Origin of the sequence: Marinobacter orientalis (assembly GCF_004792665.1) — a bacterium.
In the GTDB taxonomy this organism is placed as follows: Bacteria; Pseudomonadota; Gammaproteobacteria; order Pseudomonadales; family Oleiphilaceae; genus Marinobacter; species Marinobacter orientalis.
On the sequence record NZ_SRZX01000004.1, the window covers coordinates 268,976 to 294,951 of the forward strand.

Sequence of the window (25,976 nt, forward strand, 5' to 3'; positions counted from 1 at the left end):
TCCGGTAAGGGGTTGACGAGGCGTTGGGGTAACCTTAATATACGCGCCTCGTCACATGACGACGTTCCCCGATAGCTCAGTTGGTAGAGCAACGGACTGTTAATCCGTTTGTCGCTGGTTCGAGCCCAGCTCGGGGAGCCACTATTCCGAAAAGCCGCTAGTCCTCTGGATTGGCGGCTTTTTTCGTTTCAGCTCAACCTCTTCATCCGCCTGCAACACCAGTAGGTCGGATTAGCGCAGCGTAATCCGACAATTGTTGCGATATCAACGCTGACCAAACAGGCGCGGCGCACCTTCCCTCCCAAAAATGTGCGGAGCCATGGATGGCGGAGCTCAAGCGCACATGGATGTGCTTGTAGCGTTTTTTGGGAGGGAAGGGGCGCCGCGCCGTAGCAGCACATTGGAAGGCTGGCGGCGGAGCTTCAGGTATGCTGTCGGATTACGCTGCGCTAATCCGACCTACATTTGGTGTTACCTGATGGATAACACCTCATCATGAATAGCCTCCAACGCCGCCAGAGGATCAGCAGCCTGGGTAATGGGGCGGCCGATAACCAGATAGTCTGAACCGGCTTTGATGGCATCGGTGGGGGTCATGATGCGCTGCTGGTCGTCTTTGTCGGCAGACAAGGGGCGGATACCAGGGGTGACCAGCCTGAAATCACCACCCTGCTCCATTTTTAACGTTGGAGCCTCCTGCGCCGAGCAGACAACACCGTCCAGGCCGCAGCTACGGGTCAGGGTTGCCAGGCGGGAGACCTGGGCTTCGGGGGAGTCCGTGATGCCGATACCGGCGAGCTCTTTTGAGTCCATACTGGTCAGCACTGTGACCGCAATCAGCAACGGCCGGTCCTTGCCGAAACTCTCCAGGCGATCGCGACAGGCGGTCATCATTTTTTCGCCACCGGAAGCATGCACATTGACCATCCATACCCCCAGGTCAGCAGCCGCGGCAACCGCAGCAGATGTGGTATTGGGAATGTCATGGAACTTCAGATCCAGAAACACCTCGAAACCGCGGCCGTGAAGTTCCCTGACCAGTCCGGGACCAGAGAGGGTGAAGAGTTCCTTGCCCACTTTCAGGCGGCATTTAGCCGGATCAAGCTGGTCGACCAGTGCCAGCGCAGGCTGGTCTGACGGAAAATCGAGGGCAACAATGATTTGGGGGTTATCGGGGCTTTGCACAGTCAGTTTCCTGCAGAATGTCGTGTCATCGGATTATTCAGCTTCCACACCCTGTATCGGGCGAACGGTTTCCCACTGCTTGCAACTGGGGCACAACCAGTGCAGCTGCTGCCCGGAGAAGCCACAGTTCACGCAGCGGTAAACGGGCCGATTCGCCAGTATCAGATGGCCAATGCGGCTGACCAGGCGGCCTTCATCGGTGGTCATGCCTTTTTCGTAGCCTGCCAGTTCCACCAGCCGCAGCAAGCCCCGCACACTGGGACGGACCTCCAGCTCGCGACGCAGCAGCTCGATGGCGGCCATTCTGCCCGAAGTGCGTTCAACAGACTCCACCAGCGCCAGCAGAAGGCTGGTGCTGGGCCAGGTTTCGTAGAATTTCCCGAGCTTTTTGGCGAGGCGCCCGACATCACCGTGTTCCCGCTCAAGCTTCATTAATCGGTCCACCGCCTCAGAGCCAAACTCGGGATTCTGATCAAAGACTTTCAGGCTCTGATTGGCCGCATCCTTGTAACTCCCCTGACGGACAAGAAGCTTCATCATGATAAATGTCGCCCTGACACAGGAACTGTCGTACTCGAGCGCTTCCCTGGCCAGCTTCTGAGCCGTCCAGCGATCGTCCTGCTTAAGGGCATCCTCAGCCAGCTCACAGGTGATGTAGGCCAGCATCTTGAACATGGCCGGGTCGTGATCGCCGGCCGTCAAAGTCTGGGCTACCTGGGCGGCCTTGCCCCACTCCTTTTCCTGCTGGTACAGCTCAATCAGCTGCAGTGACGCCTTACGGCCGTATTCCCTGTCGCCCATCAGTTGCTGGAACAAGGCTTCGGCCCGGTCCAGCAGGCCCGCATACATATAATCGATGGCGAGTTCGTAGGTCACCTGCTGGGAGTAACGAGGTGGCAGTTCCGGACGAGCCAGCAGGTTCTGGTGAATCAGGATGGCGCGATCGGTCTCACCCTTGTGGCGGAAATGGGCACCAATAGACAGATGCAAACCAACCGTTTCCTTGTTGACGGCCAGGGATTGCACAAAGTTCTCTACCGCCTGGTCGGAATAGTTGGTGAACAGGAATTGCATGCGGTCTTTGACCGATTCTTCATCCGAGATGGGTGTTTTGGACCCCTCTCCCTTGTTGCTCATCCGCCCGACAAACCAGCCTGCAGCTACCGCAACTGTCAACAACAGCCACTGAAGCACTATATCCATTAAAGCGTCCGGTCGTTCTGGGCCCTGCATTTCTCCAATGCCTGCTCTGTTCGAGCAAGTCGTTTCTCGAGGTTACGGCGGGAAACTGATGTGCGAACGGTGGCAAGCATGGTAATCAGAACGCCGATCAGAGCGCCGATCACAAAGGACATAATAATCCATACGGCAACACCGTGGGGCTGAGTCTCGAAAAGCAGGAAATTGAGGGACACGGCCATTTGATTATTAAGGGAGAAAACGAGTGCCACCAGAACCAGAAACAACACCAGCAGAATGATAAGGATCTTCTGTAATCCGGCCATAGTCGCAACACTCCTGGTGGTCCTGACTGTTTCAGTCAGGACCTGGTTAAAATCTTTCCCTGTAAGGGTAATCAAAAACCCTTTTTCAGGCTATCGTTAACCTGTTCCCGCAATTCCTTCCCTGGCTTGAAGTGCGGAACAAACTTAGCGGGTAACTGCACAGCTTCACCGGTTTTGGGATTCCGCCCGGTTCTGGCTGCCCGATGGTGCAGTGAAAAACTGCCAAAACCACGGATTTCGATTCGCTGGCCATCCGCCAGTGATTGGGACATATGCTCTATGATGGTTTTCACAGCCAGTTCCACATCCTTCACTGAAAGCTGCGTCTGCTTGGACGCAATCAGCTCTACCAGTTCAGATTTCGTCATTGGGCTCATCCCTCTTCACATTATTATTGGATAGCCGATTACCAGCTCCTCGTCACCAGTTTAGCCAAACCAGAAAAAAACACAAAAAAAACGGGCTCTTAGAGCCCGTTTTTTTCATACCAACCGGAAAACTATTCCTTGTTGGCGTTTTGCTGCTGCATCTGTTCCTTGATGAGGTCACCGATGGTGGTCGCACCAGAGGAAGATTCAGCTGTCTTCGCGCGGACGCCTTCCAGCGCCTGCTTGTCGTCTTCAACGTCCTTGGACTTCACGGACAGGTTGATGACGCGGTTTTTGCGGTCAATGCTGATGATCTTCGCTTCTACTTCATCGCCTTCGTTCAACGCATTGCGTGCGTCTTCAACACGGTCGCGGCTTATTTCAGAGGCTTTCAGAACAGCTTCAACTTCGTCGTTCAGGGTAACGGTAGCTGCTTTGGCATCAACAGCGGACACCGTGCCCTTGACAATGGAGCCCTTGTCATTCAGCTGTACAAACTCGGCGAACGGATCGCTTTCGAGCTGCTTGATGCCCAGAGAGATACGCTCACGCTCGGGATCAACAGACAGGATGACGGTTTCAACTTCATCGCCCTTCTTGTATTCACGGACGGCTTCTTCGCCGGTCTCGTTCCAGCTGATGTCTGACAGGTGAACCAGGCCATCAATGCCACCGTCCAGACCGATGAAGATGCCAAAGTCGGTGATCGACTTGATCTTGCCGGAAATACGGTCGCCCTTGTTGAACCTGCTGGAGAAGTCTTCCCAGGGATTGGACACACACTGCTTGATACCCAGGGAAATACGACGGCGCTCTTCGTCGATATCCAGAATCATCACTTCCACTTCGTCGCCCACCTGAACGACTTTCGATGGATGGATGTTCTTGTTGGTCCAGTCCATTTCAGACACGTGAACCAGACCTTCAACACCTTCCTCCAGCTCGGCAAAACAGCCGTAGTCTGTCAGATTGGTTACGCGTGCAGTAACCTTGGTGCCTTCCGGATAACGGCCCTTGATATCGACCCAGGGATCTTCACCCAGCTGCTTCAGACCCAGAGATACACGGTTACGCTCACGGTCGAACTTCAGTACCTTGACAGTGATCTCATCGCCCACATTGACGATTTCGCTCGGATGCTTGATGCGCTTCCAGGCCATATCGGTAATGTGCAACAGGCCGTCAACACCACCCAGATCCACGAACGCGCCGTAGTCGGTCAGGTTCTTGACGATACCCTTGATTTCCATACCCTCGGTCAGGGTTTCCAGCAGAGCTTCACGCTCCGCACTGTTTTCAGCTTCCAGAACGGCGCGGCGGGAAACAACCACGTTGTTACGCTTCTGGTCCAGCTTGATAACCTTGAATTCGAGTTCCTTGTTCTCCAGGTGCGCGGTATCGCGAACCGGACGAACATCTACCAGAGAGCCAGGCAGGAAGGCGCGGATGCCAGCCAGATCGACGGTGAAACCGCCCTTGACCTTGCCGTTGATAACACCTTTAACCACTTCTTCCGCTTCGAAGGACTTCTCGAGTACCTTCCAGGCTTCTGCACGCTTGGCTTTCTCGCGCGACAGACGGGTTTCGCCGAAGCCGTCTTCAACAGCGTCGAGAGCTACGTCAACAACGTCGCCAATAGCAACTTCCAACTCGCCTTTTTCGTTAAGGAACTGGGAGGCGGGGATAACGCCTTCGGACTTCAGCCCGGCGTTAACGGTGACCCAGTCATTATCGACGTCAACTACGGTCCCCTGGACGATGGAACCCGGTTGCATGTCAATGTCTTTTAGGCTTTCTTCAAAAAGATCCGCAAAGCTCTCGCTCATTATGTGTCCTATGTGATCAACGCAAGTTTACTCCGTGCTACCAGCAACACGGTCTGTTAGTTTCAGTCCGGATCCAGCCAGTGGCTGGCCGATAACGCCGAATCCGGAATTTCAACGACAAAAAGGTGTAGTCAGGCCTGACCTGCTGCGGCCATAACCCTGACTAGCACCTCTTCTATACTCAAACCTGTCGAATCAATGACTTGCGCATCATCCGCAGGCTTGAGCGGGGCGGCGGCGCGGTTCATGTCCCGCTCATCGCGCACCCGTATTTCCTCTAAAAGGGAATCAATATTAACATCGACCCCCGCCTCCTTCAACTGGCTGTGACGTCTTTGCGCACGCTCTTCGGCACTGGCGGTCAAAAAGATCTTCACCGGTGCCTCCGGAAACACTACTGTACCCATGTCACGGCCGTCTGCCACCAGCCCCGGAGGCTTGCGGAAGTCACGCTGGCGCTGCAGCAGTGCATCGCGGACAGGCTGCATTACGGCTACTTTCGAGGCATTATCGCCACAGATTTCGGTACGTATATCTGCGGTCACATCGGTGCCACCCATTAACACCTTTGCAGGTTCGCCCGGCGGGGTCGGTTCGAATGCCACATCCAGGTTTGCTGCAAGTTCCACCAGTGCAGGCTCATCGTCCAGTGACACACCCTGCCACTCGGCAGCCAGAGCGGTGACACGATATAGCGCACCGCTATCAAGCAGATGCCAGCCAAGCCTGCTGGCCAGCATCTGCGTGATGGTGCCCTTACCCGACCCACCCGGGCCATCCACCGTGATAACGGGAGCCCTGCTTTCAACCATTATTCAGCTCCCTCGGTCGAAACCCTGATCCCGGTGCGCTTTGCCAGCTCCACAAAATCCGGGAACGAGGTGGCGACGTTGGCACAGTCTTTCACTTCAATGTTGCCGCTGGCCCGCAGCGAAGCTACTGAAAACGCCATCGCAATCCGGTGGTCGCCGTGACTGTTAACGGTGCCACCGCCCAGGGTCTGCCCGCCGTCAATGATAATGCCGTCGGGTGTGACGGTGGTTTCCACGCCCAGAGCAGTCAGGCCGTCGGCCATCACCTGGATTCGGTCGCTTTCCTTGACGCGAAGCTCCTCCGCTCCGCGCAACACGGTTCTGCCCTCCGCGCAGACGGCAGCGATGAACAGCACCGGGAATTCGTCAATCGCCAGGGGCACCTGGTCCTCCGGAATGTCGATCCCCTTGAGGTCAGCAGAACGGACACAGAGATCTGCAACCGGCTCACCACCGATCACCCGCTCTTCAAGGACCTCAATATTGGCCCCCATCATGCGCAGAATATTGATGACCCCAACACGAGTCGGGTTCATCCCTACATGGCGGATGGTCAACTCCGAATCCGGCGCAATACTGGCCGCAACCAGGAAAAACGCTGCCGAAGAAATATCCGCAGGTACATCAATCGCAGTTGCGGTCAGGCGCCCGCCGCCGGTGACGCTGGCTGTCGCCATATCCCGGTGGACATGATAGCCGAAGCCTTCCAGCATCCGTTCAGTATGATCGCGGGTTGGCGCCGGCTCGGTCACAGAGGTAACACCTTCAGCATAGATCCCCGCAAGCAACAGGCACGACTTCACCTGGGCGCTGGCCACCGGCATGTCATAGTGGATGCCAGTCAGCGTATGGCCGCCGCGGATCTTCAGTGGTGGTCGGCCACCCTCAGCCGTATCGATTACCGCACCCATGGCCCGCAACGGGTCTGCCACACGGCCCATGGGGCGTTTTGACAGACTCTCGTCGCCGGTCAGCTCGGAGTCGAAGGACTGGGCTGCAAGCAGCCCCGAAAACAGGCGCATGGCAGTTCCGGAATTGCCCAGATAAAGCGGACCACGCGGTGCCTGCAGGCCATCGATACCGACCCCGTGAATGCGGACAAATCCCTCGTCCGGACCCTCAATGGTCACACCCATATCGCGGAAAGCCTGCAGTGTGGCAAGGCTGTCTTCCCCTTCGAGGAAACCTTTAACCTCGGTTATGCCATCGGCAAGAGCGCCCAGCATGATGGAGCGATGGGAGATGGACTTGTCGCCCGGCACGCGGATTTCTCCGGAAATCCGGCCACCGGGCTGAAGACGGAACATTACCTGTTTCTGACTGTTTTTTGTCACGTAAGCCTGTCCTGAAAGCATTTTCGAAAAATGTTCCCGCGCCGCTTTGGCGCGACTGAAAACCCGCAGCAGGGTTGCACTGTCCTGATCGGCAATCGCGGTGCGGAGCTGGTCCAGATCGTGAGTGAAATGGTCAATCACCCGCAGCACCGCATCGCGGTTGGAGAGAAATATATCGTGCCACATCACCGGGTCGCTGGCCGCGATCCGGGTAAAGTCACGGAAACCGCCCGCTGCATACCGGAATATGTCCAGATTCTCGTCCTCGCCGGCGAGGGTGTCTACCAGCGAGAAGGCAATCAGGTGCGGCAGGTGGCTTGTAGCCGCGAGCACTTCGTCGTGGTAGGCCACCGACATCGTAAGCACTTTGGCGCCGCAACTTTCCCAGAGCGCTTTGAGCTTCTCCAGATCCGGTTGGCTGACGTTATCCGCAGGTGTCAGGATGACCTTGTGCCCGGCGAACAGCTCGGGGTTGGCAGCCCGGATACCGCTTTTCTCGGAACCGGCAATGGGGTGGCCCGGTATCACCTTTGCCGGCAGTTCGCCAAACACCTGAACCACGTCACTGACAAAACTGGTTTTGGTACTGCCAACATCCGTCAACACGGCGTTATTTCCGAGATGTGGCCGGATTTCCTCGAGCACGGCCCTCGTCGCCTTCACAGGCACCGCCAAAACCACCAGATCACTGCCGGCCACCGCCTCGGCGACCGAACCCGCAGCCTCATCAATAATGCCCAGTTCTTTGCCAAGCGCCAGCTCATCCGCCCGCTTGTCTGCTCCAACGACTGTCACCGCCAGAGCATTTTCACGGATCGCCCTCGCCAGCGAACCGCCTATCAGGCCAAGGCCAATAACTGCAATACGCTGGAATAGTGGCTGGCCCACAGACACTTTAAGCTCCTTGACCGGATTCGGAGGACTGACGTTTATCCAGGGCACGAGCCAGGGACTCGATAAAACGGTCATTCTCTTCCGGCAGACCTATGGAAACCCGCAGATGCCGGGGCATGCCATAGCCGGCAATGGGTCGCACGATTACCCCCTGCTCCAGCAGGGACTGGTTGATGTCGAGGGCCTGCTCACCAACGTCCACCGCAATAAAATTTCCGGCAGATGGAATGTAGGACAGCCCCATTTCGTCAAAGGCGGTTTCCAGCTGCTTCATACCCTCGGCATTCACATCACGGGAACGCTGCAGATACGCTTCATCGTCAAGCACCGCGGCCGCCGCTGTCAGTGCCAGATTATTCACATTAAAAGGCTGCCGTACACGGTTGAGTACATTAGCAATTTCGGCGGAACTTATACTGTAGCCAACGCGAAGGGACGCCAGCCCCCAGGCCTTGGAAAAGGTCCGGGTGACAATCAGATTGGGATAATGCTCAAGCAGCGCCACACCATCCACGTAGCCATCACCCTGCAGGTATTCACAGTAGGCTTCATCCAGAACCACCAGCACCCGCGCCGGAATCCGCTCAAGAAACGCCTCGACAGCTTCGGCACCATGGACCGTTCCGGTAGGGTTGTTCGGGTTGGCGACGAACACCAGTTTTGTACGATCTGTTATCGCTGCCGCCATTGCATCCAGATCATGGCCATAGCCTCTGGCAGGAACCGACACACCGGTAGCAGCAATCGCCTGGGTTACCAGTGGATAAACCGCAAAGGCGTACTGGGAAAACACCACCTCGGACTCCTGGTCCGCAAAACACCGGGTAATGACTTCCAGGACATCGTTGGAGCCGTTACCAAGGGTAATCTGAGAGGCTTCCACGCCGAATCGGGCGGCTAACGCCTGCTTGAGCTCAAACCCGTTACCGTCGGGATAGCGACAAAGTTCATCCAGCCCTGCCCGGACCGCTGCCAGTGCTTTCGGGCTGGGCCCCAGCGGGTTCTCATTGCTGGCGAGCTTGATGATGTTGTCAGGGTTGAGACCCAGTTCCCGCGCCAGCTCGTCAATCGGTTTGCCGGGCTGGTAGGGAGATAACGCCTGCACACCCTTGACCGCCAGACTTTGGTAATCAATCGACATTCAACCCTTCCTCAGCTATTCGTGTTTGGTTACAGAACCCCGATCGGGTAGGAACCGAGGCGCTTCAGTTCCACCGCTTCCTCATCAATCTCGGACAGCACTTTACTGACCTGCTCGTCATCCACGTGACCCTCGAAATCAATGTAGAATACATAGGCCCAGGTACCGCTTGGCGACGGCCGGGTTTCGATACGGGTCAGGCTCAGGCCATGCTTGTGGAACGGCTCCAGCAACTGGTAAAGCGCCCCTGGTTTGTTGCGCATGGAGACGAGGATAGAAGACTTGTCATTGCCACTGGCCGGCACTTCCTCGCGGCCGATGATCAGGAAGCGGGTGGTATTGTCCGGCCGGTCTTCAATGCTGGTAGCCAGCACTTCCAGCCCGTAGAGCTCCGCTGCCATATCGCCGGCAATGGCGGCCGTACCCGGCTCCTCCGCTGCGCGCCTTGCCGCTTCCGCGTTACTGCTGACGGTGACCCGCTCAATGCCATAGCGGTGGGCATCCAGCCATTGCCGACACTGGGCAAACGACTGTTGATGGGAGTATATGCGAACGATTTCCTCGCCCTTGTGCTCTGGCGACACCATCAGGTGATGATGGATACGCAACTGTACCTCACCACAGATTTTCAGCGGCGAGGACATGAACATGTCCAGGGTGTGGTTGATCATACCCTCGGTGGAGTTCTCAACCGGAACCACACCGTAGTGGGCCGCGCCGGATTCCACCTCACGGAAAACCGCATCGATGGCCGGCAGTGGCACGCTGATCACCGAATGCCCAAAGTGCTTTAGCGCCGCGGCCTGGGTAAAGGTGCCAATGGGCCCCAGGAAAGCAATGTGCATGGGTTTTTCCAGCGCAAGACAGGCGGACATGATTTCACGGAACAACCGCGCCATCTCTTCACCGGACAAAGGGCCGGGATTGCTTTCCTTGATCCGCCTCAGCACCCGGGCTTCGCGCTCCGGGCGATAAAAGAACACATCCTCACCCGGATGGGCTTCCATCTTGACCCGGGCCACTTCCTGGGCACATTCGGCCCGCCGGCTGATCAGGTCCATAATCTCCCGGTCCAGCCGGTCAATCTCGTCCCTCAATTGCCCGAGGCGGGCCTGCTCATCGCTCATGATCAGCCCCGCTCCTTCGCAAACACGGTCATGTAATCGATCAGCGCGTCGACGCCGGCCTCTGGCATCGCGTTGTAGATGCTGGCGCGCATGCCACCCACGGACCGGTGACCTTTAAGATTCAACAGGCCACGCTCGTTCGCCCCTTCAAGGAAAGCATTGTTGAGGGCATCGTCTGCCAGGGTGAAGGGCACATTCATCCAGGAGCGGAAGCGTGGGGAGATAGGATTGGCGTAGAAATCATTCTGGTCAATAAAGCCGTATAACTTGCTGGCCTTGCGACGATTGATTTCGCCCATAACCTCAACGCCGCCCTGCCCTTTCAGCCACTTGAACACCAGGCCGGCGAGGTACCAGGAATAGGTAGCCGGGGTGTTGAACATGGAGTCGTTATCAGCAAATACCTGGTAATTCATCATCGTTGGCGTGATCTTGCGGGCCTTGCCCAGCAGATCCCTGTGAATGATGACCACCACCAGGCCGGACGGGCCAATGTTTTTCTGTGCCCCGGCGTAGATCAGGCCGAACCTCGACACATCCAGCGGACGTGACAGCAGGGTGGACGACATATCCGCAACCAGGGGCACGGAACCGGTTTCGGGTACGAAATCGAATTCCAGACCACCTATGGTTTCGTTGGGCGTATAGTGAAGGTAAGCCGCATCGGCACTGGCGTCCCAGCTCTCCTGGTCGGGAATGCTGGTGAAGCCCTCCGCTTCGCTGCTTGCCACCACGTTAACCTGTGCATAACGGCCAGCCTCGGCTATGGCCTTCTTCGACCAGATGCCGGTGTTGACGTAGTCCGCAGAGGTCTTGTCGCCCAGCAGGTTCAGCGGTATCGTCGCAAACTGGCTGGAAGCACCACCCTGCATGAAGAGTACAGCGTAATCATCTGATATACCTGCCAATTTCCGAAGGTCTTTCTCGGCAGTTTCAGCGATTTCCACGAACTCGTCACCGCGATGGCTCATTTCCATCACCGACATGCCGGTGCCGCGCCAGTCCAGCATCTCTTCCCGTGCCTGTTGCAGCACCGGCTCCGGCAGGGTCGCCGGGCCTGCACAAAAATTATACGCCCTGCTCATCGTCCTCACCGTCGACCTCTTCCGCATCGGTTTCAGCTATACGCTCAACGCCCACAAGACGCTCATCTTCCTGGCTCAGCTTGATCAGGCGGACACCCTGGGTATTGCGGCTCAGAATCGATACCTCGTCAGTGCGGGTACGTACCAGCGTACCCTTGTCCGAGATCAGCATGATTTCGTCACCTTCGAACAGCTGCAATGCCGTAACCAGGTTACCGTTACGCTCGGAACACTGCATGGCAATAACGCCCTGACTGCCCCGACTGTACGTCGGGAACTCGTCAAAGGTTGTGCGCTTGCCGTAGCCGTTTTCACTGGCTGTCAACAGCACCGCACCTTCCTCGGGAATGATCAGCGACACCACATGATGTCCGCCCGGCATCTTGATGCCACGAACGCCGCGAGCCGTCCGGCTCATCGGACGTACCGCTTCCTCATTAAACCGAACCGCCTTGCCAGCGGTGGAGAACAGCATGACTTCCGCATCACCCTTGGTTATGGCCGCACCAATCAGAGTGTCACCTTCGTCCAGCGACAAAGCGATCAGACCACTGCTGCGTGGGCGCGAGAAGTTCGGCAGTGGTGTTTTCTTGACCACACCGGCCGATGTTGCCATCAGCACATACTGGTCTTCGGGGTAGTCACGGACCGGCAGGAAGGTGGTTATACGCTCACCTTCATCCAGCGGCAGGATATTCACCATCGGACGACCGCGGGATGCGCGGCTGGCACGTGGAATTTCGAACACCCGCAACCAGTACACCTTGCCCCGGTTGGAGAAGCACAGGATGGTGTCGTGGGAGTTGGCAACCAGCAGCTTCTCGACAAAATCCTCGTCTTTCATGGAAGTTGCAGCCTTGCCACGGCCACCACGGCGCTGGGCCTGATAGTCTTCAACTGCCTGGGTCTTGGCGTAACCACCGTGAGAAATGGTCACCACCAGATCTTCCTCGTCGATCAAGTCAGCAATGGTCAGGTCACGCTTGGAGCTGGTAATCTCGGTAAGACGCTTGTCACCAAACTCGTTGACGATAGCCTCCAGCTCTTCCCGGATTACCTGCATCAGACGGTCCGGATCGCCCAGAATCTCCAGCAGACCGGCGATCTTTTCGAGGATGTCCTTGTACTCGTTCTGCAGCTTCTCGGTCTCGAGACCGGTCAGGCGGTGCAGACGCAGATCCAGGATTGCCTGGGCCTGCTCCGGCGACAGATGATACAGGCCATTGCGAAGGCCAAATATTTCCGGCAGGTCGTCCGGACGACAGGCATCTTCACCCGCCCGTTCCAGCATGCCCAGAACATCGCCCGGAGCCCAGCCCTGGGCCATCAGTTTTTCCTTCGCCTCCGCCGCGCCCGGCGATGCCTTGATCAGCGCGATGATTTCATCAATATTCGCCAGCGCTACTGTCAGACCTTCGAGGATGTGGCCGCGTTCACGGGCCTTGCGCAGTTCAAAAATTGTCCGGCGGGTAACCACTTCCCGACGGTGGCGAACAAACGCATCCAGCATCTGCTTCAGGTTGAGAATCTTCGGCTCGCCATTAATAAGGGCGACCATGTTGATACCGAATACCGTCTGCAGCTGGGTATGGGTAAACAGGTTGTTGACGATCACATCCGGGTTTTCACCGCGACGCAGCTCAATCACTACGCGGATGCCTTCCTTGTTGGATTCGTCCCGCAGCTCGGTAATACCTTCCAGCCGCTTCTCTTTAACCAGCTCTGCAATCTTCTCGATCAGCCGCGCCTTGTTCAGCTGGTAAGGCAGCTCGGTAATAATGACGGCGTCGCGGTTGGTCTTGTTGTCATGCTCGATTTCATGGCGGGCACGGATGTAGATACGCCCACGACCGGTGCGATAAGCCTCAACAATACCGGCGCGGCCATTGATAATGCCCTGGGTAGGGAAGTCCGGCCCCGGAATATGCTCCATGAGATCATCAACGGTCATGTCCGGATTGTCGATCAGCGCCAGACAGCCATTCACGATTTCCGTGAGGTTATGGGGGGGAATGTTGGTTGCCATGCCCACGGCGATACCGGAGGAGCCATTGACCAGCAGATTTGGAACCCGCGTGGGCAGCACTTCCGGGATCTGCTCGGTGCCGTCGTAGTTGGGGACGAAGTCCACCGTTTCCTTTTCCAGATCGGCCAGCAGGGAATGGGCAATCTTCTCCATGCGGATCTCGGTGTAACGCATGGCTGCTGCGTTGTCACCGTCGATAGAACCGAAGTTGCCCTGGCCGTCCACCAGCGGATACCGCAGGGAAAAAGGCTGGGCCATACGCACGATGGTGTCGTAAACAGCCGAATCACCATGAGGGTGGTATTTACCGATAACGTCACCCACCACACGGGCGGATTTCTTGTAGGCTTTGTTCCAGTCATTGTTCAGCTCGGACATGGCGAACAATACACGGCGATGCACCGGCTTGAGGCCGTCCCGCACGTCCGGAAGCGCCCGCCCGATGATAACGCTCATGGCGTAATCGAGGTAGGACTGCTTGAGCTCGTCTTCAATATTTACCGGCAGGATCTCTTTGGCTAACTCACCCATCGAGAAAGGTTCCTTTGCATTTTCTGGAAGTCGTTTCAGGGCCCTTCAGAGCGCCCCATAGTTATTCTTTAACAAGCGGGCAATACTACCACATTCAACCCCTTGGCGGAGCATGGGCAGCTGCCGTCAGTCAAAAACCACGGTCTTGTTTTCGTAGGTGATCACGCGGTCTTCGATGTGCGCCCGCAATCCCCGGGAAAGGGCATTTTTTTCCACGTCCTTGCCGAGGCGCACCATATCTTCAATGGAGTCGCTGTGGCTGATACGAAGCACATCCTGCTCGATAATGGGGCCTTCATCCAGATCCTGCGTCACGTAGTGGCAGGTGGCACCAATAAGCTTCACACCCCGGCTGTACGCCTGATGGTATGGGCGGGCGCCGGCGAAGGACGGCAGGAAACTGTGATGGATATTGATCACCTTGCCTGAATATTTTTCACACAGGCTGGCAGGCAATACCTGCATGTACCGGGCCAGAACAACCACATCGGCCTCGTACCCTTCGATCAGGCCGTCCACTTCACCGAAGGCTTCATCCCGGCTGCTCCTGTCCACAGGAATATAGTGGTAGGGTATCTCGTGCCATTCCACCATGCGCCTCAGATCCTCATGGTTGGAAATGACGGCGACAATCTCGGCATTGATTTCCTTGCTGTGCCAGCGGTGCAGAAGATCGGCCACGCAATGGGATTCCTTGCTGCACATGAGGATCACTTTCTTGGGCTGTGCGGAATCAGCGATGTGCCAGTTCATGTCGAACTCGCGGGCAATGGGCTCAAAGGCAATCCGGAACTGCTCAAGCCCGAATGGAATCGACTCGGCCTTGATTTCGTGCCGCATGAAAAACCAGCCTGCCTGGGAATCCGAGTGGTGGCTGGCCTCGGTAATCCAGCCATTATAGGTCGACAGAAAGTTACTGACCTTTGCCACGATCCCCACCCGGTCCGGGCAGGAAATCACAAGACGATAGGTATGCTCCATGGAAGCCTTTCCTTAATCTGATCCGGGAAAGCGGGCGCGCGGGTTCACACCCCTAAAAATGACCGGCTATGATAGCCTATCTGAGCATCAGAAACGAGGCGCACTGACATGGACAGACACCCCCTACAGGTAGACATCGGAAAAGCCGTATCGGGCCGCTCACTGGCTGCGAAACTGATCATTACCCTTACATTGCTTCTACCCCTGCAGCCGGCTGTGGCCGATGCCATTCTTGAGGGGCAACGGCACCATCCGGTCAAAGGGGTGAACGGGATGGTGGCGACCAGCCATACGCTGGCAACCGAAGTGGCGTTGGAGGTTCTTGAAAACGGTGGTAATGCGATGGATGCGGCGGTAACGGCCGGTTTTGCCCTGGCTGTCACCCAGCCGCGTTCCGGCAATATCGGCGGGGGCGGATTCATGCTCTATGCGCCCGGCAACGGCGAGGCCGTCGAAGCCATCGACTACCGCGAAAAAGCGCCGGCCGCTGCCACGGAAACGATGTTTCAGGACCAGGACGGCAACGTGGTGCCGAATCGCAGTCGCTTCACCCACAAGGCAGCCGGGGTACCGGGCACCGTGGCCGGCCTTGCCATGGCGCTGGAACGGCACGGCACCCTTTCCCTGGAACGGGCGCTGGCGCCCGCAATCAAACTGGCACGAGATGGCTTCACAGTACCCGACCGATTCACCGAAGGCCTGGAGCAGGCCCGGGACCGGCTCCAGCGCTGGCCGGCCACTCTCGATACCTTCTATAAAGAAGACGGTTCCCCGTGGCAGCCCGGTGAACGCTTCCGCCAACCGGAACTGGCAGACACGCTCCAGCGTATTGCCGACCAGGGCGCTAAAGGCTTTTATGAAGGTGAAACCGCGGCGCTTATCGTAGAGGAGATGGAGCGCCACGACGGCCTTATCACTCTGGATGACCTGAAAAACTACCAGCCGAAAATCCGCCAGCCGGTTCATGGCACCTATCGGGGCCACGACATCTATTCCATGTCGCCGCCCTCCTCCGGCGGCACCCATATTGTGCAGATTCTCAATATTCTCGAGGGTTATCCCCTTGCCGGTTTTGGCCACAATTCCGCTGCCAGCATTCACCACATGGCCGAAGCCATGAAACTGGCCTATGCAGACCGGGCGAGGTATCTGGGAGATACCGACTTTGTGGATGTGCCTGTGGAGGGCCTGACCAGCAAGGCTTACGGCGAGGCTTTGCGCAAGACCATTGATCCGGACAGGGCCCACCCGTCATCCGACATCCAGGCTGGTAATCCGGGTGCCCATGAAAGCCCGGAAACCACGCACTTCTCCATTGTCGACCGCTGGGGGAATGCCGTTTCCAATACCTACACCATCAACTTCAGCTACGGCTCCGGTATTACCGTTGCCGGGGCCGGCTTCCTGCTGAACAACGAAATGGACGATTTCAGCGCCAAACCGGGTGAACCCAACGCCTATGGACTGATCGGCGGAGAAGCCAATAAGGTGGAACCCGGCAAGCGCATGCTTAGCTCCATGTCGCCGACCATTGTCAGACGCGATGGCCGCAACTATCTGGTTACCGGTAGCCCCGGCGGCTCACGGATTATCACTACCACCTTGCAGGTGGTGCTCAATGTGGTTGATCATAATATGAACATGCAGTCTGCGGTCAGTGCGCCGAGGATTCACCATCAGTGGCTGCCGGATGAAATCCGCATTGAACAGGGCATCAGCCCGGATACCGTGCGACTACTGGAGAACAAGGGCCACAAAGTGGTAACCGGTAGCGCTATGGGCGCGATCCAGAGCATACTGATCGACAGCGACGGAACTCTGTATGGCGGGGCGGATCCCCGCCGCAGTACGTCGTCAGCCATGGGATACTAAAGGGACACAAAGCCCCGGGAGGTTTTTATGTTTTTATCCGTACAATTAAGTTGTTACCCCTTCGCCGATGACTACAAACCAGCCATCCGCGCGGTTGTTGAGCGGCTGGAGAAGAGTGGCCTGGAAATCCACCCCGGCCGCATGAGCACAGAAATGTTCGGTGAGTATGATGAGGTGATGAAGGTGCTCTCGGATACCATGAAGTGGTCATTCGAGGAGTACGGCAAATCGGTGTTTGTGGCAAAGATCATGGAAGGTGACCGCAGGCCGCGATAGCGCAACAGCACAGGAGAACACGGCCGCGGGTAACCTGTTACCCGCGGCCAATAAACAGCGCACCTACCAGTAAAAGCCCCAGAAACGCCACAAACATGTTGACCGCCAGCCCCCAGCGGAATCCGTACCCGGCGGGAAACTCTGCCGGGCTGAGAGTGCGCAACAGGGCGCGGAACTGGCGCGAAGACCACACCGCAGCGAAGGCTCCCAGCAGGATGAAGAGGACGCCAATCCAGAATCCCAGCCTGACATTCATTCCCGCAGCTCTTTCCGGTGCCAGAACATGCAGGAGCAGGCCCGCTCTCTCGATCAGAAACCCGAAGGCAATAAAAGACAGGCTGGTGCGGTTCCAGGCCAGCAGCGTGCGTTCGGCGGCAAACAGAACTCTCGGGTCTTTCAGATCAGACATGGGCTTCCTTTTCTCTACTCCGGTGTTACTCTCAGAACACGGCCATCAGCACTGTCGGTTAGCAGATAGACCGCACCATCGGGACCGCTCCGTACATCCCGGATACGCTCATCCAGCTCTCCGAAGTGCACGCCAACCTCTTGCGCCTGGCCATTGTCCAGACGGACACGATGAACCTGCCTGCTCGCCAACCCCCCTATCAGCAAATCCCCGCGCCACTGGGGGAACAGATCGCCGCTGTACAGGGTCATGCCGGATGGCGCAATGGAGGGTGTCCAATGCATCAGGGGCGGCTCAATGCCTTCCCGCTCCTTGAACGGTGTCACCCGGGCACCGGTATAGTCCAGCCCATGGGTCGTAACAGGCCAGCCATAATTGGCACCCGGGCGGATCACATTGATTTCGTCGCCACCCCTGGGCCCGTGTTCATGGGCAATCAGCCGGTCCTGTTCATTATCGTAGACCAGGCCCTGCACGTTGCGATGGCCGTAACTGTAGATTTCACCCTGATACCGGTCACTGCCGGCAAACGGGTTGTCCGCTGGCACGCTGCCGTCCGGATTCAGGCGGACAATGCTGCCAATGTGATTCTCCCTTCGCTGGGCCTGTTCCCGGTAATCAAAACCATCACCCAGGGTCAGCACCAGCGTGCTGTCGGGCAACCACGCCAGGCGGCCGCCGTAATGGGCATTACCCTCCTTGGCCGGCTGCGCCCGGAATATCTCGGTGACATTTTCCAGGCGGTGGTCGCCGAGCTCCGCCCTGGCCAGGCAGGTATGATTGGCCTCAGGCGTGCCACAGGCGTAGCTGAGATAGATCATCCTGCTCTGCTCGAAGTCCCTGGCAGGAAGCACATCAAACAATCCGGCCTGGGCAGAGGCAAATACCTCTGGCACACCTTCCAGTGGGTCCGGTAGCAGTTCGCCTTCGGCCGTCAGCATTCGTAACCTGCCAGGCCGTTCGGTAACAAGCATGCGCCCATCAGACAGAAAGGCCAGCGACCAGGGGTGTTCCAGGCCCTGAGCGACTGTCTCTATTTCATAGCCAGACCCTTCCTCGGCAGCAGCATCCGGCGCCGGCAGCGCCAGGCCACCAGCCAGCATAAGCGCCACGAGCGGCACGGAACGGCCACTAACGCGGCCGGTTTGGCCGCTGACCAGCATCGCAAACAGCCAGCCGGAAATGGCTGCAGTCGCAAGCATCGCCATCAAACCTCCGCTATCCCGCGTGGCCGCAATAAGCGTGGGCATGGGCGCGAGTGCATCGACAATCCGCAGCGTCGCCCACAGCCCCGCCGCCGCAGCAAGCGGGTACAACCACACGCGGCCGGAGTTACCTGCCAGCCTGACCACCAGCGAAGCAATACCTACGGAAAACAGGAAGCCAACCCCGAACAGGATGGCGTAAAGCGGGGCAAAATTGACCAGGTCATGAATACTGGTTTCCAGCCGGGTTCCCATGCTGATCCTGACCCCCAGCGCTTCCAGCGCCTGAAGGTTGAACTGGGTCTGGACAAGGCTACCAAGCACCGAGCCCACGAAGACCGCGACCACAAAAGCGAGAACCACTTTCCACCAGCTGACCGACGCCGCCATTACTTGTCCCCGGAAGACTCCAGCTTATCCTGGGTGCGCAGCTCGAAGTCACTGGCGTCGTGGCGCTCATGCAACTGCCTGCTCTCGTCACCCCAGGTGCGGTTGACCATCAGCCCACGTTTAACGGCCGGGCGCTTGCCGATTTCATCGGCCCAGCGCACAACGTTCCTGTAGGTGTGGGCCTCAAGGAATTCCGCCGCGTCGTAGACCTTGTTTTTAACAAGTGCGCCATACCACGGCCAGATAGCGATATCGGCAATGGTGTATTCATCCCCCGCAACATAACGGTTATCCGCCAACTGGCGATCCAGCACATCCAGCTGGCGCTTCACTTCCATGGTGTACCGGTTGATCGGGTACTCGTATTTTTCCGGCGCATAGGCGTAAAAATGACCAAATCCACCGCCCAGGAAAGGCGCACTGCCCATCTGCCAGAACAGCCAGTTCAGGGTTTCGGTACGAGCTACAATATCCGCTGGCAGGAATTCGCCGAACTTCTCGGCCAGATACAACACGATAGCCCCGGACTCGAACACCCGCACCGCCGGCTCATGGTTGTGGTCCATCATTGCCGGAATCTTGGAATTGGGATTGGCCTTCACAAAGCCGCTACCAAACTGTTCACCCTCGGTAATGCGGATCGGCCAGGCATCGTACTCCGCTTCCTTGACGCCCTTTTCCAGCAATTCCTCGAACATGATGGTGGCTTTCACGCCATTTGGGGTCGCCAGTGAATAAAGCTGAAACGGGTGTTTGCCAACCGGTAACTCTTTCTCATGGGTTGGTCCGGCAATTGGCCGGTTGATTTTGGAGAAGGCTCCACCACTTTCGGCGTCCCATTTCCAGACTTTCGGGGGCGTATAGGTGTCGTCGGTCATTCAGTCATCCTCACTGCCAAGAGATCTGCAAACAAGCGATCTGCGAATTTCAAACCATTCAGGAACCGGGTAAACAGACCTCTCTGCTGCGGGCGGTCAGCCTGCTCCACTTCCCTTTATTATTGTTACGGACGGTTCTCAGATAACGGGTCACATCGGAAAAATGCTCATCGGTCGCGCCCATTTTCCGGGCCTCATCGCCATGCTTATCTGACATGAACACCAGAGCCTTGTAGTCATTGCCTTTTTCAGCGAGCAAGTCACTGAGAAGGGCCAGATGGCTTGCGCAGAAAATATGCAGGTTGCGCTTGTTGTAATCAACTTCCTGGGCCCAGCCGTTAAGACTGAATACTGTCAGGAGCATCGACACTAAAAGGGTTTTCTTCATACGGATTTACTCCGAAGGATGAATTCTGCCTCGCCGCACGGGCCGCATGCAGTTTTTTATAGCTTTCCACCAGACGCAAATGCTTATCCAGCCCTTCCAGTTGCATATTGGTCGGTGTAAGGCCGTGAAAGCGAACGCTGCCATTGACCGAGCCTACCACGGCTTCCATGGTCTCCTCACCAAACATACGCCGGAGGTTGACCAGATAATCATCGAGCTCCAGCTCATCATCAAGGGCGATCTCCAGCACCGCGTTCACCGCACGGTAGAACAGGTTGCGCTCTACCGTGTTGTCGTTGAACTGCAGGAACGCTTCAACCCGTTCAAGTGCCTCCTCATGCTGTTGCAGCGCCAGATTGACGAGAAGCTTGAGCTCGAGGATAGTGAGCTGACCCCAGACCGTATTCTCATCGAACTCGATACCGATCAGGGTAATGATATCCGTGTAGTCATCCATCTGGCTTTCTTCCAGGCGCTCCACCAGATCCGCCAACTGGTTGTCATCCAGGGAATGGAGGTTGAGAATATCTTCCCGGTAGTCCAGTGCCTTGTTGGTGTTATCCCAGATCAGGTCGTCGGCCGGATAGACCTCGGAATAGCCTGGCACCAGAATACGGCACACCGGCGCACCCAGTTCTTCATAGACAGCGACGTAGACCTCCCTGTCCATCTCCCTGAGAATATTGAACAGGCAGGCGGCCTCTTCCGCGTTGGTACCGGAGAAATCCCACTCGCAGAAATCGTAATCCGACTTCGCGCTGAAAAAACGCCAGGACACCACACCGGTGGAATCAATAAAGTGTTCCACAAAATTGTTGGGTTCGGTGACCGCGAGGCTGTTGAAGGTCGGCGGCGGTACATCGTTCAGGCCCTCGAAACTGCGGCCCTGCAGCAATTCCGTGAGGCTCCGCTCCAGCGCCACTTCCAGGCTCGGATGGGCACCAAAGGAGGCGAAGACACCACCGGTTCGCGGATTCATCAGGGTGACGCACATTACCGGGAACCGGCCACCCAGGGAGGCATCCTTGACCAGGGTGGGGAAACCCTGTGTTTCCAGCGCTTCCACGCCCTCCAGAATATGCGGATACTTTTCCAGTACTTCGCTGGGGACGTCCGGCAGAGCAATCTCTTCTTCGATAATCTGCTTTTTTACCGCCCGCTCAAAAATCTCCGACAGGCACTGTACCTGTGCTTCGTGCAACGTATTCCCTGCACTCATACCATTACTGAGGTACAGGTTCTCAATCAGGTTCGAAGGGAAATAAACCACCTGGCCGTCTGACTGGCGCACGAAAGGCAGGGAGACAATGCCACGCCCGATTTTGCCGGAGTTGGTATCGATCAGGCTGGAGCCGTACAGCTCGCCTTCGGGGTTGTAGATAGCCAGGCAGTAATCATCCAGGATGCCTTCCGGCAGTTCGTCGTCGGGGCCCGGCCTGAACCATTTCTCGTTCGGATAATGAACGAACTCGCTGTTGGCGATGTCCTCCCCGAAAAACTGGTCGTTGTAGAAGAAGTTGCAGTTCAGCCGTTCAATGAATTCACCCAGTGCTGAACACAGCGCGCTTTCCTTGGTGGCGCCCTTGCCGTTGGTAAAGCACATGGGTGAGGCAGCATCGCGGATGTGCAGGGACCACACATGGGGCACGATGTTGCGCCAGGAGGCGATCTCGATTTTCATGCCCAGATCCTCGAGGATGCGGGTCATGTTGGCGATGGTCTGCTCCAGGGGAAGATCCTTGCCCTCGATATAGGTGCTGGTACCGCCCTCTGGCCTGGTCATCAGCAGGGCCTGGGCATCCGCACCGAGATTCTCGACCGTTTCAATCTCGAACGTCGGGCCGGTTTGCACCACCTTCTTGACGGTATAGCGATCGATGGATCGCAGAATCCCCTGCCGGTCCTTGTCGGAAATGTCTTCCGGCAACTCTACCTGGATCTTGAAAATCTGGTTGTAGCGGTTTTCCGGGTCCACGATGTTGTTCTGGGCGAGGCGGATATTCTCGGTAGGAATGTTCCGCGCCAGGCAATAAACGCGAACAAAATAGGCCGCGCACAGAGCCGAGGAGGCCAGAAAGTAGTCGAAAGGGCTGGGCGCCGATCCGTCGCCCTTGTAACGGATGGGCTGGTCGGTAACGACGGTGAAATCATCAAACTTGGCTTCAAGCCTGAGGTTGTCGAGAAAATTGACGTTGATTTCCATTACGCAGAATCCGGATTGGAGAATTTGGCGGGCCGTAGCCTTGAATGGTCGCCATTATCCAGTTTTTGATGCGCTTCGTCTCGGGCACTGTGTAAACCAGCCTGTCAGGATGCAGATTCCGGTCTGATTATCAGAAGATTGACCGGATCACCATTGTGCAAGACGATTTTCGCATCCGAACTACCGGCGCTGAAGTCCAGAACCTGACCAGGCTCCAGATCAATATCCACCCGGCATGCGTCACTGCAAATCAGGCTGACCGAGAGCTTTTCTGATGCTGTATTTTCAATGCTCGCTGTATCACCGGCTCTGATTGTTTCATCAATATCTGCAGGATTTTTCATGGTTTATTTTACCTTGGGTGTGATGATGTGGTGGCTGACGTGCTGCTACCACAGCACCGGCTGACCTTGAGATTTCTACCAACCATTTGTCGTTCTCAGGGCCGGCCGGGGCTTTCACTCTCATCATATCTGCCGGGACCGTTGCCCTGAAAGCGAACAGGTTAACCACACAAACACCACCATACCCCCAAAACTGTGCAAAAGAGATGCAACGATTGATGGTGGGATCATTCTGAAATTCATCGGCGGTGGATGGGTTCAGGCCAATAATGGCAACATAAGGCCTGGCTTCATCCCACACGCGCCAGAGCGCATACCGGTAATTTCTGCAGTCGGAAAATGCAGCGTCAGTCTTCAAACATATCTCCCAGGCTGAAATGGGCATTTAATGTCCTGGCTTTGCGGCGTGCAAGAGGGCCAGCGTAGGTGAGTCCGACAGCAACGATATAACCGGAGGGCTTGCACTACCCCCGAACTGCCGAGTATGCCCATCACCTACATTAAGATTATAATCACGGCCTAAGCCAGACCCACTCTACTATTGAACTCCAAGCCCCGGGCCTATTACTGTGAGCACCCTCCGTCGAAGTGAAAAAAGACAGGCCAAGCCTGCTCACAAAGATCTGCACCCGAGGAATCTGCACAATCAGGGCTATGACTTTCCGGCTCTCGTAAAAAGCCACCCGGCACTGGCCCCCCATGTGAAACCGAACGCTCATGGCGAGCTTTCCATCGATTTCGCAGACCCATTGGCAGTAAAAACTCTCAACGCCGCGTTATTAAACCGATACTACAACATTGTAGACTGGGATATTCCAGAAGGAGCGCTTTGCCCACCAATCCCGGGCAGAGCCGATTATATCCATTACATGGCGGACCTACTTGTTGGGGCTGGGCCCGGGCTTGAACAGCCCGGCATCAAGCTGCTCGATATAGGAACTGGCGCAAATGGAATCTATCCGCTACTGGCCTCCCAGATTTACGGCTGGCAATGTGTCGGCAGTGACATCAACACCCAGTCGCTTGAGAACGTAGCCGCGATTATCGCCAACAACCCCACACTCGAAGACCGCGTCACACTGCGCACGCAGGACGATAAAAACCACATGTTTGAAGGGATCATTCAAGCCGGGGAGTTCTTCGACGTCAGCGTATGCAACCCACCGTTCCATGCCTCGCCCGATGAAGCACTTAAAGGCAGCAGGCTTAAACTTAATAACCTTGCCCGTAGCCGCGGTGAACAGAAAGCAAAAACCGAATCCCCCCCCCCTGAACTTTGGCGGGCTGGGAGCAGAGCTTTGGTGTAAAGGGGGTGAACATCTCTTTCTGAAAAAGCTGATAAGAGAAAGCCAGGCGTATTCAACTCAGTGCCGCTGGTTTACCAGCCTGGTTTCAAAAGCCGACAATGTTAAGCCTGCAAAGAAGTTGATTCGTAAGCTCGGTGCAGTTGATATACGGGAAATAGAAATGAAGCAGGGAAACAAGATTACGAGGGTATTGGCCTGGACATTTATCTTTAGCGCGCCGGGAAAACACAGCAGCCTCGACTCGGATGTCAGCACATCGTAATCGACCGGCCACCCGGTTGACGGGGTGCAGCTGCCATGTTTAAGTCAAAGAGGGTTCATTTCGCGGAGCCTTTAAACGCCGGCCCCATGAACCTGGAAACCAGGAAGGTAACACAGCAACCAGAAACGGAAAGGAGGCACCATGAAACGCAACGCAAGTGCGCACTGGGAAGGCAGCCTGAAGGAAGGCAAGGGTACGGTTTCCACGGAAAGTGGAGTACTTTCAGAACAGCAGTATTCCTTCAAGACCCGTTTTGAGGATGGCAATGGAACCAACCCGGAGGAACTTCTCGGGGCCGCTCACGCAGGCTGTTTTTCCATGGCATTGTCCATGATCCTGGGTGAGTCCGATCATGTGCCTGACAGCATTGATACCAAGGCCAGTGTCACCCTCAGCGAGGGGGACGGCGGTTTTGAAATATCGGCCATCCATTTTGATGTGACTGCAAAAATACCCGGAATTGACCAGGAAAAATTCCTCGAAGCAGCCAACACCGCCAAGATGAATTGCCCGGTGTCAAAAGCCCTGAAACCAGACATCACCATGAACGCTCACCTGAAAGACTAGCCATGACGTGGTGGGAACTTTCCCCCGCTCAAGATGCGAAGAAGGCAGACCAGTAACTAACTGATCTGCCTTTTTTAAATATGGTAGTGGGTCAGGGTCAAACGGAATCCGTAAATGCATCCACTACGGTTATTTCAAGATCCATGTTACCCGCTCACTTTCAATAATTTCTAACACCAACAGCACGCGCGGCTGCAAAATGGAGGCAAAGCCGCAATGTAGGAGGCGTCGCCGTGACTGTGATTGTCAGGAACTGAGGATGGTTCCGCCATTATGTCAGGTCCTGGTAAGGGTTGTAGGCGCAAAGCGGCGGAAAATCGGTCGCTGTGCAGCCGACTGTTTTGCTAATCACACTAAGGCGCGTTGCGTTCGGATGGATCCGTCTTGAAATCCCTTACCAGCTTATGCGGATCAACCTGCGCTCGATATTCCTTCGCCGCCTGAGCCCACCAGATCAATTGATTGAAGGTTCGACCAAAATAAGCGAACCAGGAGTCTTTATCTTCCCCAGCCTCCGGTGATCCATCTGCCGCAAAGACTTCTTGTGCCCTGGGCACATGTATCATCGCAGAAACTGGCAGGCAGCCCAGCTCTGAAAGAAACGTGCGCAGGCCGACCGCTGCACGCATCCCGCCCCACTGGCCTGCCGAATAGGTCACGATCGCACTTGGCTTGTAGGAGAACAGGGAACTGCCAAAATGGTTCAACAGATTGGCAAGCGCCGGGCTCATTGAATGGTTATATTCGGGGCTGATCATAACGAATCCATCGGCACTTTCTATTTTCTCCGCCAATTGATTAAGTTCCGCAGGCGCCTTGCTCCGTGGGTAAGCGAAGTGCGGCTTGAAGACAGCTTCTGGTGGATAATCCAGAGCATCAACCAACTCTACCTCATGTCCGGCATATCGACTTTTCAGACATTCGAGAACCGCTTCTGTGACCCGAACACCCAGGCGGGCCGGCTTCGGAGGAGTACTATCGCGCACGGTGCCCAAGAAAACCAAGAATTTCATTTGGAACTCCATCTGATAGCAATGCTGCATGACGCCCTTGTTTAGCG

The 25,976-nt window shown here is 56.4% G+C and carries 23 protein-coding genes, 1 tRNA gene and 1 pseudogene; 5 read left to right on the forward strand and 20 right to left on the reverse strand.

Going from position 1 to position 25,976, the window contains the following annotated elements:
• Positions 1–65 precede the first annotated feature (65 nt).
• Positions 66–141, forward strand: a tRNA-Asn gene (locus DIT72_RS13265).
• Between the two features lie 330 nt (positions 142–471).
• On the opposite strand, the gene pyrF is transcribed toward DIT72_RS13265, so the two are convergent.
• The 12 genes from pyrF to purU all read right to left on the reverse strand — a co-directional run bounded on the left by pyrF (position 472) and on the right by purU (position 14,815).
• Positions 472–1,185 (reverse strand): orotidine-5'-phosphate decarboxylase, encoded by a 714-nt coding sequence (gene pyrF, locus DIT72_RS13270; RefSeq protein ID WP_135955721.1) that lies wholly within the window; start codon positions 1,183–1,185, stop codon positions 472–474.
• Between the two features lie 33 nt (positions 1,186–1,218).
• Entirely contained in the window at positions 1,219–2,388 is a 1,170-nt protein-coding gene (gene lapB / locus DIT72_RS13275) for a lipopolysaccharide assembly protein LapB (RefSeq protein ID WP_135955722.1), read from the reverse strand.
• Positions 2,388–2,690, reverse strand: a complete 303-nt coding sequence (locus DIT72_RS13280; protein ID WP_135955723.1) for a LapA family protein — start codon at positions 2,688–2,690, stop codon at positions 2,388–2,390. Before DIT72_RS13280 ends, lapB begins: the two co-directional genes overlap by 1 nt.
• 71 nt (positions 2,691–2,761) lie before the next feature.
• Positions 2,762–3,058 carry an integration host factor subunit beta gene (locus tag DIT72_RS13285; RefSeq protein WP_007154691.1) on the reverse strand — a complete coding sequence of 99 codons (297 nt, stop codon included), beginning with the start codon at positions 3,056–3,058 and terminating at the stop codon, positions 2,762–2,764.
• Between the two features lie 131 nt (positions 3,059–3,189).
• Complete coding sequence (rpsA, locus tag DIT72_RS13290; RefSeq protein ID WP_135955724.1) at positions 3,190–4,884, reverse strand: 30S ribosomal protein S1; 1,695 nt, start codon at positions 4,882–4,884, stop codon at positions 3,190–3,192.
• A 131-nt stretch (positions 4,885–5,015) separates the two neighbouring features.
• Positions 5,016–5,696, reverse strand: coding sequence for a (d)CMP kinase (gene cmk, locus DIT72_RS13295; RefSeq protein WP_135955725.1), 681 nt, complete (start codon positions 5,694–5,696; stop codon positions 5,016–5,018).
• Positions 5,696–7,924, reverse strand: a complete 2,229-nt coding sequence (locus tag DIT72_RS13300) for a bifunctional prephenate dehydrogenase/3-phosphoshikimate 1-carboxyvinyltransferase (protein ID WP_135955726.1) — start codon at positions 7,922–7,924, stop codon at positions 5,696–5,698. The genes cmk and DIT72_RS13300 overlap by 1 nt, the downstream gene beginning before the upstream one ends.
• Before the next feature lies 1 nt (position 7,925).
• On the reverse strand, positions 7,926–9,065 hold the full coding sequence (hisC, locus tag DIT72_RS13305) for a histidinol-phosphate transaminase (protein WP_135955727.1): 1,140 nt from the start codon (positions 9,063–9,065) through the stop codon (positions 7,926–7,928).
• A 29-nt stretch (positions 9,066–9,094) separates the two neighbouring features.
• A complete protein-coding gene (pheA, locus tag DIT72_RS13310) occupies positions 9,095–10,192 on the reverse strand; it encodes a prephenate dehydratase (protein ID WP_135955728.1) in 1,098 nt (365 codons plus the stop codon).
• A gap of 2 nt (positions 10,193–10,194) precedes the next feature.
• The gene (gene serC / locus DIT72_RS13315) at positions 10,195–11,277 is read right to left on the reverse strand and encodes a 3-phosphoserine/phosphohydroxythreonine transaminase (RefSeq protein ID WP_135955729.1); all 1,083 of its coding nucleotides are present in this window, start codon (positions 11,275–11,277) and stop codon (positions 10,195–10,197) included.
• On the reverse strand, positions 11,261–13,834 hold the full coding sequence (gene gyrA, locus DIT72_RS13320; protein ID WP_135955730.1) for a DNA gyrase subunit A: 2,574 nt from the start codon (positions 13,832–13,834) through the stop codon (positions 11,261–11,263). Before gyrA ends, serC begins: the two co-directional genes overlap by 17 nt.
• A gap of 126 nt (positions 13,835–13,960) precedes the next feature.
• Entirely contained in the window at positions 13,961–14,815 is an 855-nt protein-coding gene (gene purU / locus DIT72_RS13325) for a formyltetrahydrofolate deformylase (protein WP_135955731.1), read from the reverse strand.
• A 108-nt stretch (positions 14,816–14,923) separates the two neighbouring features.
• Between purU and ggt the strand changes: the two genes are divergently transcribed.
• Complete coding sequence (ggt, locus tag DIT72_RS13330; RefSeq protein WP_228260814.1) at positions 14,924–16,687, forward strand: gamma-glutamyltransferase; 1,764 nt, start codon at positions 14,924–14,926, stop codon at positions 16,685–16,687.
• Positions 16,688–16,714: 27 nt separating this feature from the next.
• Positions 16,715–16,963 carry a thiamine-binding protein gene (locus tag DIT72_RS13335; RefSeq protein ID WP_135955732.1) on the forward strand — a complete coding sequence of 83 codons (249 nt, stop codon included), beginning with the start codon at positions 16,715–16,717 and terminating at the stop codon, positions 16,961–16,963.
• A 37-nt stretch (positions 16,964–17,000) separates the two neighbouring features.
• Here DIT72_RS13335 and DIT72_RS13340 read toward each other — a convergent pair whose 3' ends face one another.
• From DIT72_RS13340 to DIT72_RS13370, 7 genes are all read right to left on the reverse strand, one after another.
• Positions 17,001–17,372, reverse strand: coding sequence for a YidH family protein (locus tag DIT72_RS13340; RefSeq protein WP_135955733.1), 372 nt, complete (start codon positions 17,370–17,372; stop codon positions 17,001–17,003).
• Positions 17,373–17,386: 14 nt separating this feature from the next.
• Complete coding sequence (locus DIT72_RS13345) at positions 17,387–18,967, reverse strand: PQQ-dependent sugar dehydrogenase (protein ID WP_135955734.1); 1,581 nt, start codon at positions 18,965–18,967, stop codon at positions 17,387–17,389.
• Entirely contained in the window at positions 18,967–19,845 is an 879-nt protein-coding gene (yghU, locus tag DIT72_RS13350; protein ID WP_135955735.1) for a glutathione-dependent disulfide-bond oxidoreductase, read from the reverse strand. Before yghU ends, DIT72_RS13345 begins: the two co-directional genes overlap by 1 nt.
• A gap of 58 nt (positions 19,846–19,903) precedes the next feature.
• Positions 19,904–20,233, reverse strand: a complete 330-nt coding sequence (locus tag DIT72_RS13355) for a hypothetical protein (RefSeq protein WP_135955736.1) — start codon at positions 20,231–20,233, stop codon at positions 19,904–19,906.
• Positions 20,184–22,436, reverse strand: a complete 2,253-nt coding sequence (locus DIT72_RS13360) for an OsmC domain/YcaO domain-containing protein (protein ID WP_135955737.1) — start codon at positions 22,434–22,436, stop codon at positions 20,184–20,186. Before DIT72_RS13360 ends, DIT72_RS13355 begins: the two co-directional genes overlap by 50 nt.
• A gap of 104 nt (positions 22,437–22,540) precedes the next feature.
• Positions 22,541–22,780: a hypothetical protein gene (locus DIT72_RS13365; protein WP_135955738.1), complete on the reverse strand. Its 240-nt coding sequence runs from the start codon at positions 22,778–22,780 to the stop codon at positions 22,541–22,543.
• Entirely contained in the window at positions 22,758–23,138 is a 381-nt protein-coding gene (locus DIT72_RS13370) for a DUF1643 domain-containing protein (protein WP_228260815.1), read from the reverse strand. The genes DIT72_RS13365 and DIT72_RS13370 overlap by 23 nt, the downstream gene beginning before the upstream one ends.
• A 211-nt stretch (positions 23,139–23,349) precedes the next feature.
• Between DIT72_RS13370 and rlmF the strand changes: the two are divergent.
• Positions 23,350–24,349 (forward strand): annotated as a pseudogene (gene rlmF / locus DIT72_RS13375) (23S rRNA (adenine(1618)-N(6))-methyltransferase RlmF).
• Positions 24,350–24,490: 141 nt separating this feature from the next.
• Entirely contained in the window at positions 24,491–24,916 is a 426-nt protein-coding gene (locus DIT72_RS13380; protein WP_135955740.1) for an OsmC family protein, read from the forward strand.
• Positions 24,917–25,269: 353 nt separating this feature from the next.
• Here DIT72_RS13380 and DIT72_RS13385 read toward each other — a convergent pair whose 3' ends face one another.
• Positions 25,270–25,929, reverse strand: a complete 660-nt coding sequence (locus tag DIT72_RS13385; RefSeq protein ID WP_135955741.1) for an NADPH-dependent FMN reductase — start codon at positions 25,927–25,929, stop codon at positions 25,270–25,272.
• Positions 25,930–25,976 lie beyond the last annotated feature (47 nt).